Source organism: Erwinia sp. HDF1-3R (genome assembly GCF_039621855.1).
Lineage (GTDB): Bacteria > Pseudomonadota > Gammaproteobacteria > Enterobacterales > Enterobacteriaceae > Erwinia.
Genome location: NZ_CP155071.1, coordinates 3,863,176 through 3,879,964, shown reverse-complemented (window position 1 = coordinate 3,879,964; position 16,789 = coordinate 3,863,176). Strand labels below are relative to the sequence as shown.

Annotated in this window: 16 protein-coding genes and 1 pseudogene; 15 read left to right on the top strand and 2 right to left on the bottom strand. The window is 55.5% G+C overall.

The window, feature by feature from the left end; translation table 11 throughout:
• Positions 1-32: 32 nt before the first annotated feature.
• A pseudogene (locus tag AAGR22_RS17650) lies at positions 33-158 on the bottom strand (hypothetical protein); the annotation flags it as partial.
• Positions 159-459: 301 nt separating this feature from the next.
• Between AAGR22_RS17650 and cysG the strand changes: the two are divergent.
• The 13 genes from cysG (at position 460) to rpoS (ending at position 11,647) form a co-directional block, all read left to right on the top strand.
• Positions 460-1,875: a siroheme synthase CysG gene (cysG, locus tag AAGR22_RS17645; protein WP_067707902.1), complete on the top strand. Its 1,416-nt coding sequence runs from the start codon at positions 460-462 to the stop codon at positions 1,873-1,875.
• A gap of 9 nt (positions 1,876-1,884) precedes the next feature.
• The gene (gene cysD / locus AAGR22_RS17640) at positions 1,885-2,793 is read left to right on the top strand and encodes a sulfate adenylyltransferase subunit CysD (RefSeq protein ID WP_067707619.1); all 909 of its coding nucleotides are present in this window, start codon (positions 1,885-1,887) and stop codon (positions 2,791-2,793) included.
• 9 nt (positions 2,794-2,802) lie between these two features.
• Positions 2,803-4,230: a sulfate adenylyltransferase subunit CysN gene (gene cysN, locus AAGR22_RS17635; RefSeq protein ID WP_345828757.1), complete on the top strand. Its 1,428-nt coding sequence runs from the start codon at positions 2,803-2,805 to the stop codon at positions 4,228-4,230.
• Position 4,231: 1 nt separating this feature from the next.
• Positions 4,232-4,840: an adenylyl-sulfate kinase gene (gene cysC / locus AAGR22_RS17630; protein ID WP_067707622.1), complete on the top strand. Its 609-nt coding sequence runs from the start codon at positions 4,232-4,234 to the stop codon at positions 4,838-4,840.
• A 56-nt stretch (positions 4,841-4,896) separates the two neighbouring features.
• Entirely contained in the window at positions 4,897-5,217 is a 321-nt protein-coding gene (locus AAGR22_RS17625; protein ID WP_067707628.1) for a DUF3561 family protein, read from the top strand.
• A 200-nt stretch (positions 5,218-5,417) separates the two neighbouring features.
• Complete coding sequence (ftsB, locus tag AAGR22_RS17620; protein ID WP_067707636.1) at positions 5,418-5,738, top strand: cell division protein FtsB; 321 nt, start codon at positions 5,418-5,420, stop codon at positions 5,736-5,738.
• 9 nt (positions 5,739-5,747) lie between these two features.
• Complete coding sequence (ispD, locus tag AAGR22_RS17615) at positions 5,748-6,458, top strand: 2-C-methyl-D-erythritol 4-phosphate cytidylyltransferase (RefSeq protein WP_197473347.1); 711 nt, start codon at positions 5,748-5,750, stop codon at positions 6,456-6,458.
• A complete protein-coding gene (gene ispF / locus AAGR22_RS17610) occupies positions 6,458-6,937 on the top strand; it encodes a 2-C-methyl-D-erythritol 2,4-cyclodiphosphate synthase (RefSeq protein WP_067707641.1) in 480 nt (159 codons plus the stop codon). Before ispD ends, ispF begins: the two co-directional genes overlap by 1 nt.
• On the top strand, positions 6,937-7,986 hold the full coding sequence (gene truD / locus AAGR22_RS17605) for a tRNA pseudouridine(13) synthase TruD (protein ID WP_067707644.1): 1,050 nt from the start codon (positions 6,937-6,939) through the stop codon (positions 7,984-7,986). The genes ispF and truD overlap by 1 nt, the downstream gene beginning before the upstream one ends.
• Positions 7,967-8,728: a 5'/3'-nucleotidase SurE gene (surE, locus tag AAGR22_RS17600; RefSeq protein WP_067707646.1), complete on the top strand. Its 762-nt coding sequence runs from the start codon at positions 7,967-7,969 to the stop codon at positions 8,726-8,728. The genes truD and surE overlap by 20 nt, the downstream gene beginning before the upstream one ends.
• Positions 8,722-9,348, top strand: a complete 627-nt coding sequence (locus tag AAGR22_RS17595; protein WP_067707654.1) for a protein-L-isoaspartate(D-aspartate) O-methyltransferase — start codon at positions 8,722-8,724, stop codon at positions 9,346-9,348. Before surE ends, AAGR22_RS17595 begins: the two co-directional genes overlap by 7 nt.
• A 149-nt stretch (positions 9,349-9,497) precedes the next feature.
• The gene (gene nlpD / locus AAGR22_RS17590) at positions 9,498-10,604 is read left to right on the top strand and encodes a murein hydrolase activator NlpD (RefSeq protein WP_067707657.1); all 1,107 of its coding nucleotides are present in this window, start codon (positions 9,498-9,500) and stop codon (positions 10,602-10,604) included.
• A gap of 50 nt (positions 10,605-10,654) precedes the next feature.
• On the top strand, positions 10,655-11,647 hold the full coding sequence (rpoS, locus tag AAGR22_RS17585) for an RNA polymerase sigma factor RpoS (RefSeq protein WP_067707659.1): 993 nt from the start codon (positions 10,655-10,657) through the stop codon (positions 11,645-11,647).
• A 251-nt stretch (positions 11,648-11,898) separates the two neighbouring features.
• Here rpoS and mutS read toward each other — a convergent pair whose 3' ends face one another.
• Positions 11,899-14,460, bottom strand: coding sequence for a DNA mismatch repair protein MutS (gene mutS / locus AAGR22_RS17580; protein ID WP_345828750.1), 2,562 nt, complete (start codon positions 14,458-14,460; stop codon positions 11,899-11,901).
• A gap of 156 nt (positions 14,461-14,616) precedes the next feature.
• Between mutS and AAGR22_RS17575 the strand changes: the two genes are divergently transcribed.
• Complete coding sequence (locus AAGR22_RS17575; RefSeq protein WP_210496468.1) at positions 14,617-16,086, top strand: tyrosine-type recombinase/integrase; 1,470 nt, start codon at positions 14,617-14,619, stop codon at positions 16,084-16,086.
• Complete coding sequence (locus tag AAGR22_RS17570) at positions 16,083-16,673, top strand: hypothetical protein (RefSeq protein ID WP_210496470.1); 591 nt, start codon at positions 16,083-16,085, stop codon at positions 16,671-16,673. Before AAGR22_RS17575 ends, AAGR22_RS17570 begins: the two co-directional genes overlap by 4 nt.
• Positions 16,674-16,789 lie beyond the last annotated feature (116 nt).

Genomic DNA, 16,789 nt, shown 5'->3' with positions numbered 1-16,789 from the left:
AGACAAAAGTGCTGCGACCCTTGTTGCCAGCATCACGTGCCCTTGAGAATATCGAAATCGGCGGCGGTACGGGTAATATTCATTTTGATTACGCTATAGTCGGCCACTGCGACAAAGGGGTCTTCAGCAAGGATCGTATCCAGCTGTTTAGGGTCCACAGGCAGCACAGTCCGGCAGGCAGGAGGTCACCGGCATCATGCGATATGCAGCAGGTAACAGCCAGCAGGCTGTTGTCGGGATGGATAAATCTGCTAATAAAAATGCGCCAGGCAGCGTAGCGGGCGGGCAACCTGTGCGCGCTGAAACTCCCTGAATATCATCCGCTAAGCACATTTTATGCGAAGCTTTGCCGCTACCTTATTCCATTCAGTAACTACTCATTCCAATAAGTAATTTCATTCACCTCAAGCCGGGGCCGTATAGTCGCACTAACTCTCTGTGATTAACAACAAGGCCGACGTGGATTATCTCCCAATATTTGCTGACATCCGAAACAAACCGGTGCTGGTAGTGGGCGGCGGTGACGTTGCCGCACGCAAGATTGTTCTGCTGCGCCGGGCGGGTGCCCGGGTGCTGATTGCGGCGCTGGCGCTGTGCGAAGAACTGGCTCAGCTGGCCGACAGCGGCGACGTGGAATGGCTGGCAGACCGCTACCACAGTACGCAGCTGGAAGGCGTATTTCTGGTTATCGCGGCGACCGACGACGCCCGGCTGAACGCGCAGGTATTTGAAGACGCCAGCGCCCGCCACCTGCTGGCAAACGTGGTTGACGATCAGCCTAAATGCTCCTTCATCTTTCCCTCTATTGTCGATCGCTCTCCCCTGGTGGTGGCTATCTCCTCCAGCGGCACCGCGCCGGTTCTGGCGCGGCTGCTGCGTGAGAAGCTTGAGGCGCTGCTGCCCGCTAACCTTGGGCAGATGGCAGAAATCGCCGGTCAGTGGCGGGACAAGGTCAAACAGCGCTTTACCAAAATGTCTGAGCGGCGCCGCTACTGGGAAACGGCCTTTAACGGCCTGTTTGCCAGCCAGGTCGCCTCCGGGAACGTTGAGGGGGCAAGAGAAACGCTTGACCAGCAGCTGGCACACCCTGAGGCGAATCAGGGCGAAATTATTCTGGTGGGGGCGGGACCGGGCGATCCGGGGCTGCTCACGCTGCGCGGGCTACAGGTGATGCAGCAGGCCGATGTGGTGCTATATGACCATCTGGTCAGCGACGAGATCCTGGACCTGGTGCGCCGCGATGCAGATCGCATCTGCGTGGGCAAACGCGCCAGCGCGCATTCGGTACCGCAGGAAGAGACCAACCGCCTGTTGGTAGAACTTGCCAGAAAGGGCAGGCGCGTGGTGCGTCTTAAGGGCGGCGACCCCTTTATTTTTGGACGCGGCGGCGAAGAGCTACAGGCGGCGGTCGAGGCGGGGATCCCTTTTCAGGTGGTCCCCGGCGTCACTGCCGCAGCGGGTGCGACGGCCTATGCCGGCATTCCCCTTACCCACCGGGATCATGCCCAGAGCGTGCTGTTTATCACCGGCCACTGCCGCGCCGACGGTGAAGGCATGGACTGGCCTTCACTGGCCCGCGCCCGTCAGACCCTGGCTATCTATATGGGAACGGTCAAGGCGGCGGAAATCGCCGCACAGCTGATCGCCCACGGTCGTGACGCCGCGACGCCGGTTGCGGTCATCGGACGCGGCACGCGTCAGGATCAGCAGGTGCTGACCGGCACGCTGCAACAACTCGAAGAACTCGCGCAGCGCGCGCCAACGCCAGCGCTGCTGGTCATTGGCGAAGTGGTCAATCTGCATCAGCAGCTGGCGTGGTTTCAACATTCAGCGCAGCAGGCCGGACGTGAGTCCGCCGTTGTGAATTTGGCTTGAGGAAAAGTTATGGATCAAAAACGACTCACCCACCTGCGTCAACTGGAAGCGGAAAGTATCCATATCATCCGTGAAGTGGCGGCAGAATTCGGCAACCCGGTAATGATGTACTCAATCGGTAAAGACTCCTCGGTGATGCTGCATCTGGCGCGGAAGGCTTTCTATCCCGGCACGCTGCCTTTTCCGCTGCTCCACGTCGATACCGGCTGGAAGTTTCGTGAAATGTACGCGTTTCGCGATCGCATGGTGAAGGATATCGGCGCGGAGCTGCTGGTACACCGTAATCCGGAAGGCGTGGCGATGGGCATCAACCCCTTCGTACACGGCAGCGCCAGACATACGGACATCATGAAAACGGAAGGGCTGAAGCAGGCGCTGAACAAATATGGCTTTGATGCTGCCTTTGGCGGTGCGCGGCGCGACGAAGAAAAATCCCGCGCAAAAGAGCGTATCTACTCTTTCCGTGACCGCTTTCACCGCTGGGACCCGAAAAATCAGCGTCCTGAACTGTGGCACAACTACAACGGCCAGATAAACAAGGGTGAAAGCATTCGCGTATTCCCCCTCTCCAACTGGACCGAGCTGGATATCTGGCAGTACATCTTCCTGGAAAATATCGAAATTGTTCCGCTCTACCTGGCAGCCGAGCGTCCGGTGCTGGAACGCGACGGAATGCTGATGATGATTGATGACGACCGCATTGATCTCCAGCCCGGTGAAGTGATTAAGCAGCGGATGGTGCGCTTCCGTACCCTGGGCTGCTGGCCGCTGACCGGTGCGGTGGAGTCCGAAGCGCAGACGCTGCCGGAAATCATCGAGGAGATGCTGGTGTCCACCACCAGTGAACGTCAGGGGCGCGTTATCGATCGCGATCAGTCCGGCTCAATGGAGCTGAAGAAACGCCAGGGTTATTTCTAAGGAGCCGATATGAATACCGTCATTGCACAACAAATCGCCGATCAGGGCGGCGTCGAAGCCTGGCTGCATGCGCAGCAGCATAAAAGCCTGCTGCGCTTTCTGACCTGCGGCAGCGTAGACGATGGCAAAAGTACGCTGATAGGCCGTCTGCTGCACGATACCCGACAGATTTATGAGGATCAGCTCTCCTCCCTGCACACGGACAGCAAGCGCCACGGTACGCAGGGTGAGAAACTGGATCTGGCGCTGCTGGTCGATGGCCTGCAGGCAGAACGGGAGCAGGGCATCACCATTGACGTTGCCTATCGCTATTTCTCCACCGAGAAGCGCAAGTTTATTATTGCCGACACCCCCGGCCACGAGCAGTACACCCGTAATATGGCAACCGGCGCCTCCACCTGTGATTTAGCTATCCTGCTGATTGACGCGCGTAAAGGCGTCCTGGATCAGACCCGTCGCCACAGCTTTATCTCCACGCTGCTGGGCATTCGCCATCTGGTGGTGGCGATCAATAAAATGGACCTGGTGGACTACCGCGAAGAAACCTTTGAACAGATCCGCCAGGATTACCTGGATTTCGCGACTCAGCTGCCTGCCGATCTGGATATTCGTTTTGTACCGATGTCCGCGCTGGAGGGCGAGAATGTCGCCTCCCCGAGTGCGGCCATGAGCTGGTACAGCGGCCCGACGCTGCTGGACGTGCTGGAAACCGTTGAAATCAGGCGGGTGGTTGAACAGCAGCCGATGCGTTTCCCGGTGCAGTATGTTAACCGCCCCAACCTGGACTTCCGCGGCTATGCGGGCACCCTGGCTTCGGGTTCGCTCCAGGTCGGACAGCGCATCAAGGTGCTTCCGTCCGGCGTTGAGTCGACGGTTACCCGCCTGGTAACCTTTGACGGCGATTTAGAGCAGGCGCAGGCGGGCGAAGCGATAACCGTGGTGTTACAGGATGAAATTGATATCAGCCGTGGCGATCTGCTGGTAAATGCAGACGCAACGATAGCGCCCGTCCAGTCTGCCAGCGTTGACGTGGTATGGATGGCGGAACAGCCGCTGATGCCTGGCCAGAGCTTCGATATCAAAATCGCCGGTAAGAAAACCCGCGCGCGCGTGGATAACGTTCAGCATCAGGTTGAAATCAACAGCCTGACCCAGCGTGATGTGGATAGCCTGCCGCTCAACGGTATCGGCCTGGTGGATGTGACGTTTGAAGAGCCGATGGTGCTGGATAGCTATCAGCAGAACCCCGTAACCGGCGGCATGATCTTTATCGATCGGCTGACCAACGTCACGGTGGGCGCCGGGATGATCCGCGAGCCGCATGCGGATGCACCCCAGCATCAGGGCGACTTCAGTGCCTTTGAGCTGGAGCTGAACGCACTGGTACGCCGTCATTTCCCGCACTGGAACGCGCGCGATCTGCTGGGCGGACAGTAAGATGGCCGCCATTCATGACGAAAATGTTGTCTGGCACGATCACCCGATCACGCGCGACGCGCGTGAGCAGCAGCACGGCCATCGGGGCGTAGTACTGTGGTTCACCGGACTCTCGGGGTCCGGTAAGTCTACGGTGGCGGGCGCGGTTGAGCAGGCGCTGCACCGTCTTGGCGTCAGCACCTACCTGCTGGATGGCGACAACGTGCGTCATGGGCTCTGCCGCGATCTCGGCTTTAGCGACGATGACCGTAAAGAGAATATTCGTCGCGTGGGTGAAGTGGCCACGCTAATGGTGGATGCCGGGCTGGTGGTGCTCAGCGCCTTTATTTCGCCCCACCGTGCGGAACGTCAAATGGTGCGCGACATGCAAGGGGAAGGGCGCTTTATCGAAGTCTTTGTCGATACGCCGCTGGCCATCTGTGAGGCCCGTGATCCAAAGGGACTCTACAAAAAAGCCCGGGCGGGAGAGCTGCGGAATTTCACCGGTATTGATGCGGTTTACGAGGCACCCGAGCGGCCTGAAATCCACCTGGACGGGGAACAATTGGTAACAAAATTGCTGGTTCAAGTGTTAGATCTGCTGCGTGAGCACGATATTATCAACGCCTGAGATAGCCACGGCGAATCGCCTCAGAGCGGGCCGACTTACGCGTCAACAGGATACTTATGCAAAACGTAACGCCCATGCTGGCCCGCAAAGATGACCGAGACCCGGAAGAGACCTCCTGGTCTTTCCCCGGCGGAGTGGTGGGCTTCGCCGCTTACTGGTTCGCGCTGGCGATCCCGTTTCTGCTCTACGGCTCGAATACGCTGTTCTTTTTTCTCTACACGTGGCCATTCTTTCTCGCACTGCTGCCCGTTTCCGTTCTGACCGGCATTGCCACCAGCCTGCTGTTGCGGGGCCATCTGCTCTGGACGATAGTGGTCACCGTAGCGGCGGTGGTCTGCCTGTTCTGGCTGCTTTTCACGCTGCTCTCCGGGTGGTAGTCGACTGCCCGCCTTTCACCGCCTGCTTTTAGGGGCGGATATGATGTCTGAATCCCCACTGCGGTTACAAAATTTTGCCGGGTAGCCCGGATTCTCTTGCAACTATGCTCACCGAACCACCAATATGCTGCTATTTCACCGACAGAGTGGAGTCCGGCCAAAAGTTATGGGATGATTGGGCCGTTTTTCAGGGGGCGGGGATGGGAAAACTTACGCTGCTGTTACTTGTACTTCTCGGCTGGTTGCAGTATTCGCTCTGGCTGGGCAAGAACGGCATACATGATTATACGCGCGTCAATGAAGACGTAGCGGTACAACAAAGCAGTAATGCGAAGTTAAAAGCGCGAAACGATCAGCTGTTTGCAGAAATCGACGACCTTAACGGCGGTTCTGAAGCAATTGAGGAGCGCGCACGTAACGAGCTGGGGATGATTAAACCCGGTGAGACCTTCTATCGCCTTGTGCCGGATCAAAATAAACGAAACGCGCAGCAGGGGATCCCCAACGGTCAGCAGCGATAAGCCATGAACATCGCCGTCTCTTTTCCGCACGTCATCGCTATCGTACCCGCAGCGGGTATCGGTAGCCGCATGCAGTCAGAATGCCCGAAACAATATCTCGCCATTAACGGTAAAACCATACTGGAACATACGCTGGATAGCCTGCTGGCCCATCCGGCGATTAGGCGCATTATTGTCGCCATCAGCCCCAGCGATCGTTTTTTCTCCACGCTGCCTGTTGCGGACGACCCGCGGATTACGGTGGTAATGGGCGGTCAGGAGCGTGCCGATTCCGTGCTGGCCGGACTACAGGTGGCGTCCGATGCCGCCTGGGTGCTGGTGCATGACGCAGCACGTCCCTGTCTGCACCCTGACGATTTGACACGGCTGCTCAGGCTGACTGAAACCAGCCGGGTGGGCGGCATCCTCGCTGCGCCGGTTCGTGACACCATGAAGCGCGGTGAGCCGGGCAGGGAGACGATTGCGCATACCGTAGAACGTCAGGACCTCTGGCATGCGCTGACGCCGCAGCTCTTCCCGCAGGCGTTACTGCGCGACTGCCTGGTGCGGGCGCTGGGCGAGGGGGCGACCATCACCGATGAGGCCTCTGCGCTGGAATACTGTGGCTATCATCCTGAACTGATCCCCGGTCGCAGCGATAATATCAAGGTGACGCGGCCCGAGGATTTGGCGCTGGCGGCTTTTTACCTGACACAATCACATAATGAGGAGAGCGCATAATGCGTATCGGGCACGGTTTTGATGTACACGCATTTGGCGGCGAAGGCCCTCTGATTATCGGCGGCGTACGTATTCCTTATGATAAAGGGCTGCTGGCGCATTCCGATGGCGACGTGGCGCTGCATGCGCTGACCGATGCGCTGCTGGGTGCGGCGGCTCTCGGCGATATTGGCAAGCTGTTTCCTGATACCGATGCCGCTTACAAAGGCGCGGACAGCCGCGAGCTGCTGCGCGAAGCCTGGCGACAGATTGCTAAAAAGGGCTATACCCTGGGTAACGTAGACGTGACCCTGATTGCTCAGGCACCGAAAATGCTGCCCCATATTCCGCAGATGCGCATCAATATCGCCGAAGACCTGGGTATCCATATGGATGACGTCAACGTTAAGGCGACCACCACGGAAAAGCTGGGCTTTACCGGTCGCGGGGAAGGCATCGCCTGTGAAGCGGTGGCGCTGCTGATAAAGGCGGCCAGATAATGACCCTGAACGAGCTGAGCTGGCTGCATGGTAAACCCACGTCTGCGGGCGTGGTCAAAGCCAACCCGGAAGACTTTATTGTCATTGAAGATCTGGGCTATCAGCCAGACGGCGACGGCGAACAGCTGCTGGTCCGCGTGCGTAAAAATGGCTGTAACACCCGCTTTGTCGCAGAGGCGCTGGCTAAATTTGCCGGTGTACATCCACGGGACGTCAGCTTTGCCGGCATGAAAGATCGTCATGCCGTGACCGAACAGTGGTTTTGCCTGCGCATTCCCGGAAAAATTACGCCCGATTTCTCAGCCTTTCAGCTGGAAGGCTGCGAGGTGCTTGAAAGCGCGCGGCACCGGCGCAAACTGCGTACCGGTGCGCTACAGGGAAATGCATTCACCCTGATTTTGCGGCAGGTGACTGACCGCGAGGCGGTTGAGCAGCGGCTGGAGCAGATTAAAGTCGCTGGCGTCCCGAACTACTTCGGTGAACAGCGCTTTGGGCATCAGGGGAATAACCTGGTGATGGCACAGCGCTGGGCGTCGAATGAAATACGCGTTCGCGAACGCAGCAAGCGCAGCTTCCTGCTCTCTGCTGCCCGCAGCGCGCTGTTTAATCAGGTTGCCAGCGATCGCCTGGCGCAGCAGGGATCGCTTAAGCAGGTTATGGACGGTGACGCGCTGCAGCTCACCGGACGAGGCAGCTGGTTTGTGGCCGACGCGGCTGAGCTGGAGACGCTACAAGCCCGCGTCAGCCAGGATGAACTGCGCATCACCGCGCCGCTCCCCGGCAGCGGCGAGTGGGGAACCAAAGGCAGCGCGCTGGCATTTGAACAACAAAGTCTGGCAGCGGAAGCAGAATTGATTACACTGCTTGAGCGTGAGCGCGTGGAAGCGGCGCGTCGTGCGCTACTGGTGGTGCCGCGCGATCTGCTCTGGCGCTGGTGGGATGACGTGACCCTTGAGCTGAACTTCTGGCTTCCGGCAGGCAGCTTTGCCACCAGCGTGGTGCGGGAAATTGTCGAACAGGAAGGTAACGATGCGAATATTGCTGAGTAACGATGACGGTATTCATGCGCCTGGTATTCAGGTGCTGGCTACGGCACTGCGGGAATTCGCTGACGTGCAGGTTGTTGCTCCCGATCGCAATCGCAGCGGCGCTTCTAACTCACTGACGCTCGAAACGCCGCTTCGTACCTTTAGCTACCCCGGTGGCGATATCGCCGTGCAGATGGGCACGCCGACCGACTGCGTATACCTGGGCGTGAACCGGCTGATGCAGCCCGGACCCGATATTGTGGTGTCCGGCATCAATGCCGGGCCCAACCTCGGTGACGATGTGATCTACTCCGGTACCGTAGCCGCCGCGATGGAAGGGCGTCACCTTGGACTGCCCGCGCTGGCGGTCTCCCTTAACGGCCACCAGCACTACGAGACCGCGGCGGCGGTCACCTGCACGATCCTGCGCGCTTTGCAGCGTGAGCCGCTACGTACCGGGCGCATTCTCAATATCAACGTACCGGACCTCCCGCTCTCTGAAATCAAAGGTATACGCGTCACCCGCTGCGGTAGCCGCCATCCCAGCGATGGGGTGATCCCGCAGCAGGATCCGCGCGGCAATACCCTTTACTGGATCGGGCCGCCCGGCGAAAAACTGGATGCCGGGCCGGATACCGACTTTGCCGCCGTTGATGAGGGCTATGTCTCCGTCACCGCCCTGCATGTGGATTTAACGGCCCATGCCGCTCAGGCAGTGCTGGCAGACTGGCTGGATCAGGCTGGAGTGGACCGCCAATGGTGAGCAGACGTATTGATACCCTGCTGGCGCAGCTGCGCCAGCAGGGCATTGAGGATGAACGCCTGCTAAAAGCCATTGAGGAGGTGCCGCGTGAGCGCTTTGTCGATGAGGCCTTTGAGCATAAGGCCTGGGAAAATATGGCGCTGCCGATTGGTTCCGGCCAGACCATCTCTCAGCCCTATATGGTGGCGAAAATGACCTCGCTGCTGGCGCTGACGCCCGCGTCGCGCGTGCTGGAAATCGGTACCGGCTCAGGATATCAGACGGCGATCCTGGCGCATCTCGTTGAACACGTTTTTTCCGTTGAGCGGATTAAAGGCCTGCAGTGGCAGGCCAAACGGCGGTTGAAACAGCTGGATCTGCATAATGTCTCCACGCGCCATGGGGATGGCTGGCAGGGCTGGCCGTCACGCGGGCCATTTGACGCTATTATTGTCACCGCTGCGCCACCGGAAATTCCGCTTGAGCTGATGTCCCAACTGGATGAGGGAGGAGTTATGGTGTTGCCGGTAGGGGAAGAGCATCAGCAGCTGAAGCGGATCCGCCGTCGCGCCGATGAGTATATTGTCGACACCATCGAGCCGGTGCGTTTTGTTCCGCTGGTGAAGGGCGAACTGGCCTGATTGAGATCGTACGCAATTGCATACATCTGTGAATAGCGAGCGAATGACGATATTGTTACTATCTGAATAATTGAATTTTTATCAACACCGCTGTCCAGCCGATAGCAGGCCGGACAGCCGCCGCAGTTGTGCCGTAACGGGGGATTTAAATGAGCACGGGAAGCCCAGATTTCAAATTGCGCCGTATTGCGGCCGTTTCGCTGGTAGGTTTTTGGCTGGCTGGCTGCTCCAGCAGTAATACTCAGGCACCCATCAGTTCGGTGGGCAGTAATGCCGATTCGGGTATGACGTCCTCAGCCAGTGCGGACAGCGGCACAGGGGGTGGCCTGATTGCTCGCCCCACCTCCATCTCGACTAACGCATCACAGCCGGTCAGCCAGCCTGTGATGGCCAGTTCGGACAGTAATCAGAACGTTGTCACCCAAAATGGGCACATTGTTTACAATCGTGCGTATGGGAATATTCCTAAAGGTAGCTACAGCGGGCAGACCTACACGGTCAAGCATGGCGATACCCTGTTTTATATCGCATGGATTACTGGAAACGATTTCCGCGATCTCGCGCAAAGAAACAATATATCCGCGCCTTACAGTCTCAATGTTGGCCAGCAGTTACAGGTTAGCAATGGCTCCGGTGGCACGCTCACCGGTGGTAACGCTATCACCGCAGCCGACGCAACGGCGGGGGGGGTACCGACTCAGCCGACCACTCCACAAATTAAAGGCGGAACGGTTGCACAGCAGCCAGTAATTACGTACTCTGAGGATTCAGGTAAACCAAGTGAAGGCAAAATGCTGCCCTCATCCGGCACAAATACTGTTGCAACGACAACAGCGCCGGTTACCACCCCAACCGTCAGCAGCACAACCACCAGCACTACCCCTGTGGGTAGCTGGAGATGGCCGACCGACGGTAAGATCATTGATAACTTTTCTGCGTCCGAAGGAGGCAATAAAGGTATTGATATCGCGGGGACCCGCGGACAGCCCGTTGTTTCAACCGCCTCAGGGCGCGTTGTTTACGCCGGGAATGCGCTGCGCGGTTACGGTAATTTGATTATCATCAAACATAATGATGATTACCTGAGTGCATATGCCCATAACGACACGATGCTGGTCCGCGAGCAACAAGAAGTTAAAGCGGGTCAGAAGATTGCCACTATGGGTAGTACCGGCACGAGCTCGGTTAGATTGCATTTTGAAATTCGTTACAAGGGGAAATCCGTAAACCCGTTGCGTTATTTACCGCAGCGATAAACCGGCAGAACCCTGGTGTTCTGCCCTGGGATCACGGGTAGGAGCCGCTTATGAGCCAGAATACGCTGAAAGTTAATGAGTTAAATGAAGACGCGGAATTCGACGAAAACGGAGCTGAGGTTTTTGATGAGAAGGCTCTTGTCGGAAATGAACCTGCTGATAATGACTTAGCTGAAGAAGAGCTGCTGTCACAAGGCGCAACGCAACGCGTGCTGGATGCGACGCAGCTCTACCTGGGAGAAATTGGTTATTCTCCTCTATTAACGGCAGAGGAAGAGGTTTTCTTTGCCCGTCGTGCGCTACGTGGTGATGTTCCATCGCGCCGCCGCATGATTGAAAGTAATCTACGTCTGGTAGTTAAGATTGCCCGTCGTTACAGCAATCGCGGTCTGGCACTGCTGGACCTGATTGAAGAAGGTAACCTCGGTTTGATCCGTGCAGTAGAAAAGTTTGACCCGGAAAGAGGGTTCCGCTTCTCTACCTATGCTACCTGGTGGATTCGTCAGACGATTGAACGGGCTATCATGAACCAAACCCGTACCATTCGCCTGCCGATTCACATCGTAAAAGAGCTGAACGTCTATCTGCGTACCGCGCGCGAACTGGCCCACAAGCTGGATCACGAGCCAAGTGCCGAAGAGATAGCTGAACAGCTTGATAAGCCTGTTGATGACGTCAGCCGTATGCTGCGCCTCAACGAACGCATTACATCAGTTGACACACCTTTGGGTGGGGATTCTGAAAAAGCGCTGCTGGACATCCTGGCCGATGATAAAGACAACGGCCCGGAAGATACCACGCAGGACGATGATATGAAGCAGAGCATCGTCAAATGGTTGTTCGAACTGAACGCCAAGCAGCGTGAAGTACTGGCTCGTCGTTTCGGCCTGTTAGGCTATGAAGCGGCAACGTTGGAGGATGTAGGCCGGGAAATCGGTCTTACCCGCGAACGTGTTCGTCAGATCCAGGTTGAAGGTCTGCGTCGTCTGCGTGAAATTCTGCAGGCGCAGGGACTGAATATCGAAGCTCTGTTCCGCGAATAGAAGTCTGTATGAGTTAATGCGAAAAGCGGTGGCGAAAGCCACCGCTTTTTTATTGCCTGTACCCAGCCAGGATATCGGACAAAGGTCAGGCCGTCGAACAAGGGCAGGTCGTCGGACTAACGTGATGCCGTCGAACAAGGGCAGGTCGTCGGACTAAGGTGAGGTCGTCGGACAAGAGCAGGCCATAGGACAGAGGTCAGGCCGTCGTGCTACTGCCAGACCCGCGAAATGAGCGCGGGCCTGGGACCGAGCTACACCAGAGACTTCAGGCGGTAAATCCACTCCAGTGCCTGGCGTGGTGAAAGAGAATCAGGATCCAGTGCTTCCAGCGCTTCAACTGCGGGAGAGGTCTCCTCAACCAGCAGCGGAAGCTGGGGGCCATCTCCCGGAGTCGCTGCGGCGTTGCCAGACAGCGTTTCCAGCTCCTTCAGCTTTTGCCGGGCGCGTTTGATCACTTCCTTAGGCACGCCCGCCAGCGCGGCTACCGCAAGACCATAGCTTTTACTGGCAGCCCCCTCCTGCACGCTGTGCATAAAGGCGATGGTATCGCCGTGCTCTATAGCGTCCAGATGAACGTTGGCTACGCCTTCCATTTTTTCGGGAAGCGTGGTCAGCTCAAAGTAGTGGGTAGCAAACAACGTCATGGCTTTAATACGGCTCGCGAGGCTTTCAGCGCAGGCCCAGGCCAGCGACAGACCATCATAGGTCGAGGTACCACGACCTATCTCATCCATCAGTACCAGGCTGTGCTCGGTGGCATTGTGCAGAATATTGGCCGTTTCGGTCATTTCCACCATAAAGGTCGAGCGACCAGACGCCAAATCGTCCGCCGCGCCGACGCGGGTGAAAATACGGTCCACTGGTCCAATAAGTGCCTGTTCAGCAGGTACATAGCTGCCAATGTACGCCATCAGCGTAATCAGGGCGGCCTGACGCATATAGGTACTTTTACCGCCCATATTCGGACCGGTGATCACCAGCATACGGCGCTGCGGCGATAGCGAAAGTGGGTTAGCGATAAACGGCTCTTTCAGCACCTGCTCAACCACCGGATGTCGCGCACCAGTCAGTTTAATCCCCGGCTTGTCGCTCAGGGTCGGACAGGCGTAGTTCAGCGTCCATGCGCGCTCGGCAAGGTTGGCCAGCACGTCCAGCTCGGCAAGAGAGGCGGCACTGAGCTGGAGCGCTTCAAGATGAGGCAGCAGAAGATCGAACAGCTGCTCATACAGCGATTTTTCCAGCGCCAGCGCTTTGCCTTTCGACGTGAGGACTTTATCTTCGTACTCTTTCAGCTCGGGAATGATATAGCGTTCGGCATTCTTTAACGTCTGGCGGCGCACATAGTTAATGGGGACCAGGTGACTCTGACCGCGACTCACCTGGATATAGTAGCCGTGGACGCCGTTGAAGCCGACCTTGAGCGTATCCAGCCCCAGCTTCTCACGCTCGCGGATCTCCAGGCGATCCAGATAATCGGTCGCGCCATCCGCCAGCGCCCGCCACTCATCCAGTTCGGCATTGTAGCCCGGGGCAATCACGCCACCATCACGCACCAGTACCGGCGGCGTTTCCACGATAGCGTTTTCCAGTAGCGCCCGCAGCTCCTCAAACTGACCCATCTGCGTACGCAGCGTTTGCAGATGCGGTGTTTCACAATCTGCCAGCAGGGCATCCAGCTGCGGAAGCTGCTGGAAGGCATGGCGCATACGGGCAAGATCGCGAGGCCGAGCGGTACGGAGCGCCAACCTCGCCAGGATCCGCTCAAGATCGCCAACCTGGCGCAGCAGCGGTGAGAGTTCGGCAGAAAAATCCTGCAGTGCGCCAATGCTTTGCTGACGGTTAATGATAATCTGGCTGTCACGCACCGGCATATGCAGCCAGCGTTTTAGCATGCGGCTACCCATCGGCGTAACGGTTTTATCCAGCACCGAGGCCAGGGTGTTTTCACTGCCTCCGGCCAGATTCTGAGTAATCTCCAGATTACGCCGGGTGGCAGCATCCATGATGATGCCATCCTGCTGGCGCTCCATGGTCAGCGAGCGGATATGCGGCAGCGAGGTACGCTGCGTATCCTTTGCATACTGCAACAGGCAGCCCGCTGCCCGCAGCGCCAGCTCGGCCTGCTCGACGCCGAAGCCACTCAAATCGCGGGTGCCAAACTGCATATTCAGCTGCTGGCGGGCCGTTTCTACCTCAAATTCCCACAGCGGACGGCGACGCAGACCGCGACGGTTATCAATGAGTGACATGGCCGCAAAATCTTCTGAATAGAGGAGTTCAGCGGGATTCGTGCGCTGCAGCTCGGCAGCCATGGTTTCGTTATCGGTTGGCTCTGCAAGGCGAAAGCGCCCTGAGCTGATATCAAGCGTCGCGAAGCCAAAGCCGCGCGGGCCCTGCCAGATGGCTGCCAGCAGATTATCCTGCCGCTCCTGAAGCAGCGCTTCATCGCTAATGGTACCCGGCGTAACAATACGCACGACCTTGCGCTCAACCGGACCTTTGCTCGTTGCCGGGTCGCCAATCTGCTCACAGATAGCAACGGATTCACCCAGATGCACCAGCTTAGCCAGGTAGTTTTCCACGGCATGATAGGGTACACCGGCCATCGGAATGGGTTCACCGGCGGAGGCACCGCGTTTGGTCAGGGAAATTTCAAGCAGCTGTGATGCACGTTTGGCATCGTCATAAAACAGTTCATAGAAATCCCCCATGCGATAAAACAGCAGGATTTCCGGATGCTCAGCCTTGAGGCGCAGGTACTGCTGCATCATCGGAGTATGGGTGGAAAAGTCCTTGTCTATAGACTCTTTCATATTGAATTTACTCATTTTTATGGTTTTAGAAGTACTCAAGTGGCCCCATGTGAAACCCTGATAAACCCATCTAAATCCGAAAATTTGTATGCCAGATGTATTCTAGATACTATCCAGAATACAACATGTCACTTTGGTATACATGAGGCGAAAATCGTGAAGATGATTCTGAGTCAATCTATAGTAATCAACAAGTTGTCTATAGAGACAAAACCCGAGTTTGATTCAGATGGACGAATTATGTATGTGCCTAATGTATCTGGTAAGCCTTATCTTATCACTGACAGCCACCGTGATTCACCAGTTGGCTTTGGTGTTAAGATCAGTGCAACGAAGAAGACCTATATCATCCAGAGGAGAGTTTCGGGAGGGGACAGAAGTCCTTCAGAGGGAAAGTCACCTTCGCAGGTCATCAGAGCGACGATAGGTAATGTATCGGATTTTGCTTCGATTGATCAGGCTCGTGAAGTTGCGAGAACCTATGCACAATCGATGAAATCCACTAAAAGAAATCCAAATGCAGTTAAGCGAGATGCTGATATCGCTGAACTGACCCTAAGTGAGATTTTTGCCCAATATCGTCAGCACCTTCTAGGACGAAGCAAACCAGCAAAACCAAATTCAATCCGGGTGCTCGATAAAGCGGAACAGAAGCTTAAAGAGTGGGAGCGCTATAGAGTCCATGACCTCACAGGAAGCCTCATTCTTAAGAAGTTTGATGAGATAGCCTCAAAGACCAGAACGACGGCCGAGCAGACTTTCAGATGGGCAAATGTGGCAGTTCAACATTCTATCGATGTAGAAGCTATGAATGCACAAAGCCAGCAACGACTGCCTGTTCTCACTTACAACCCATTCACTGTGCTAAGAGTGCAAAAGAAATACCGCAGTCGCTCTGAACTGGAAGAAAGCTATCAGTCAAAAGGTGTGAGAAATCCGCTTTCCGCAAAAGATACATTGGGTAAATTTCTTGATGCTTTACACAACAAAAGAAGCTTCAATCGCCTTGGGTGCGATTACCTCCTGCTAACGGTGTTACTGGGAGCGAGAAAGGAAGAAACAGCTTCTCTATGCTGGAGAGAGGAGCTATCGGCAGAAGAAGCAAAGTCTACGAGCTATGTCGATTTGGCTGATAGGAAAATTTTCTTCTTCGATACTAAGAACAGGACGAATCATGAGCTTCCCATCTGTGATGCTGTCAGATGTTTGTTAGAGCAAAGAAGGGATATCGTTTTTGGTAAGGAAAAAAAGGCTAATCGTAGGAAATGGGTCTTCCCAGCACGATCACCAAGAAGCCAAGCTGGTCATTACAGCGACAGTAAAAGCCTCAGAGAGTATCTTTGTGCAGAGGCTGGAATCGTTAAGTTGGGAACTCATGACTTGAGGAGAACCTTTGGAAGGATCGCTGAAGAGATTGGCTCCTATGCTGTTGTAAAGAAACTCCTGAATCACCGTAACACAACCGATCCTACCGAGAGATATACTGAACCGGACAAAAACCGTGTGTTTGAGGCACTACAGCGGATTGAGCTACATATACTGATGACTGCGCCAGGGTTATATAATAATTTACTGGCTTCAGCAAAATACCCACCAATACCTGAATATTCTGGGAAGCAAGCATGAGTGCTATTGAAACCTTGAGAGAAATGTCAGAGGTCTGGAGTTTGTTTGGTGACATGCCAGATGATGCCACCATTGGGGTAGATTTAGCAGCACTGTATTTGGGAGTAAGTGTTAAAACTCTTGCTCGTTACCGTCAGAATGGTGATGGTCCACCGTATGTGCAGTATCAATCCTCTGAAAGCAAAGCTCGCAACCAACGGGTGAATTATTTGCTTGGCGATCTTAGGGCTTGGCGAAACAATCATAAAGTTAGTGGCACCATGCAGGCCGCTCAGGTTAGGGGATTGGCATTCGCATCCCTATCAGATTTTACTTGCCCGCAACCATTTTGGACCATAAGTAACGGGAGGGCGATTGTCGGTCATGCTCTCAGGGTTACAGATGACTATTTTAAAGGTTACCTGAAAGACAGTGATTATGTTTTGATATGGCTTTCGATTGAAGATGCACTACTCAAAGATTGGGCATGGGCTGATGAGAGAGAAATCTGGCATTCAACACTTGTTGAAGTCTTAAAGCGAATGATATTGAATTCTGTTACGATGCAAGAAAAGCACGAAATAAATAAATTTCTGAGAAATTCTTAGAAACGACGAAGGAATCTTAAGGATTAGGCTTTTCTTACATAATTTTGGCTTTTATAGGTGACACTCAGAATTCTTCGACTAATATCAATGAGTAAAATATTTGTAGCATTTCATAA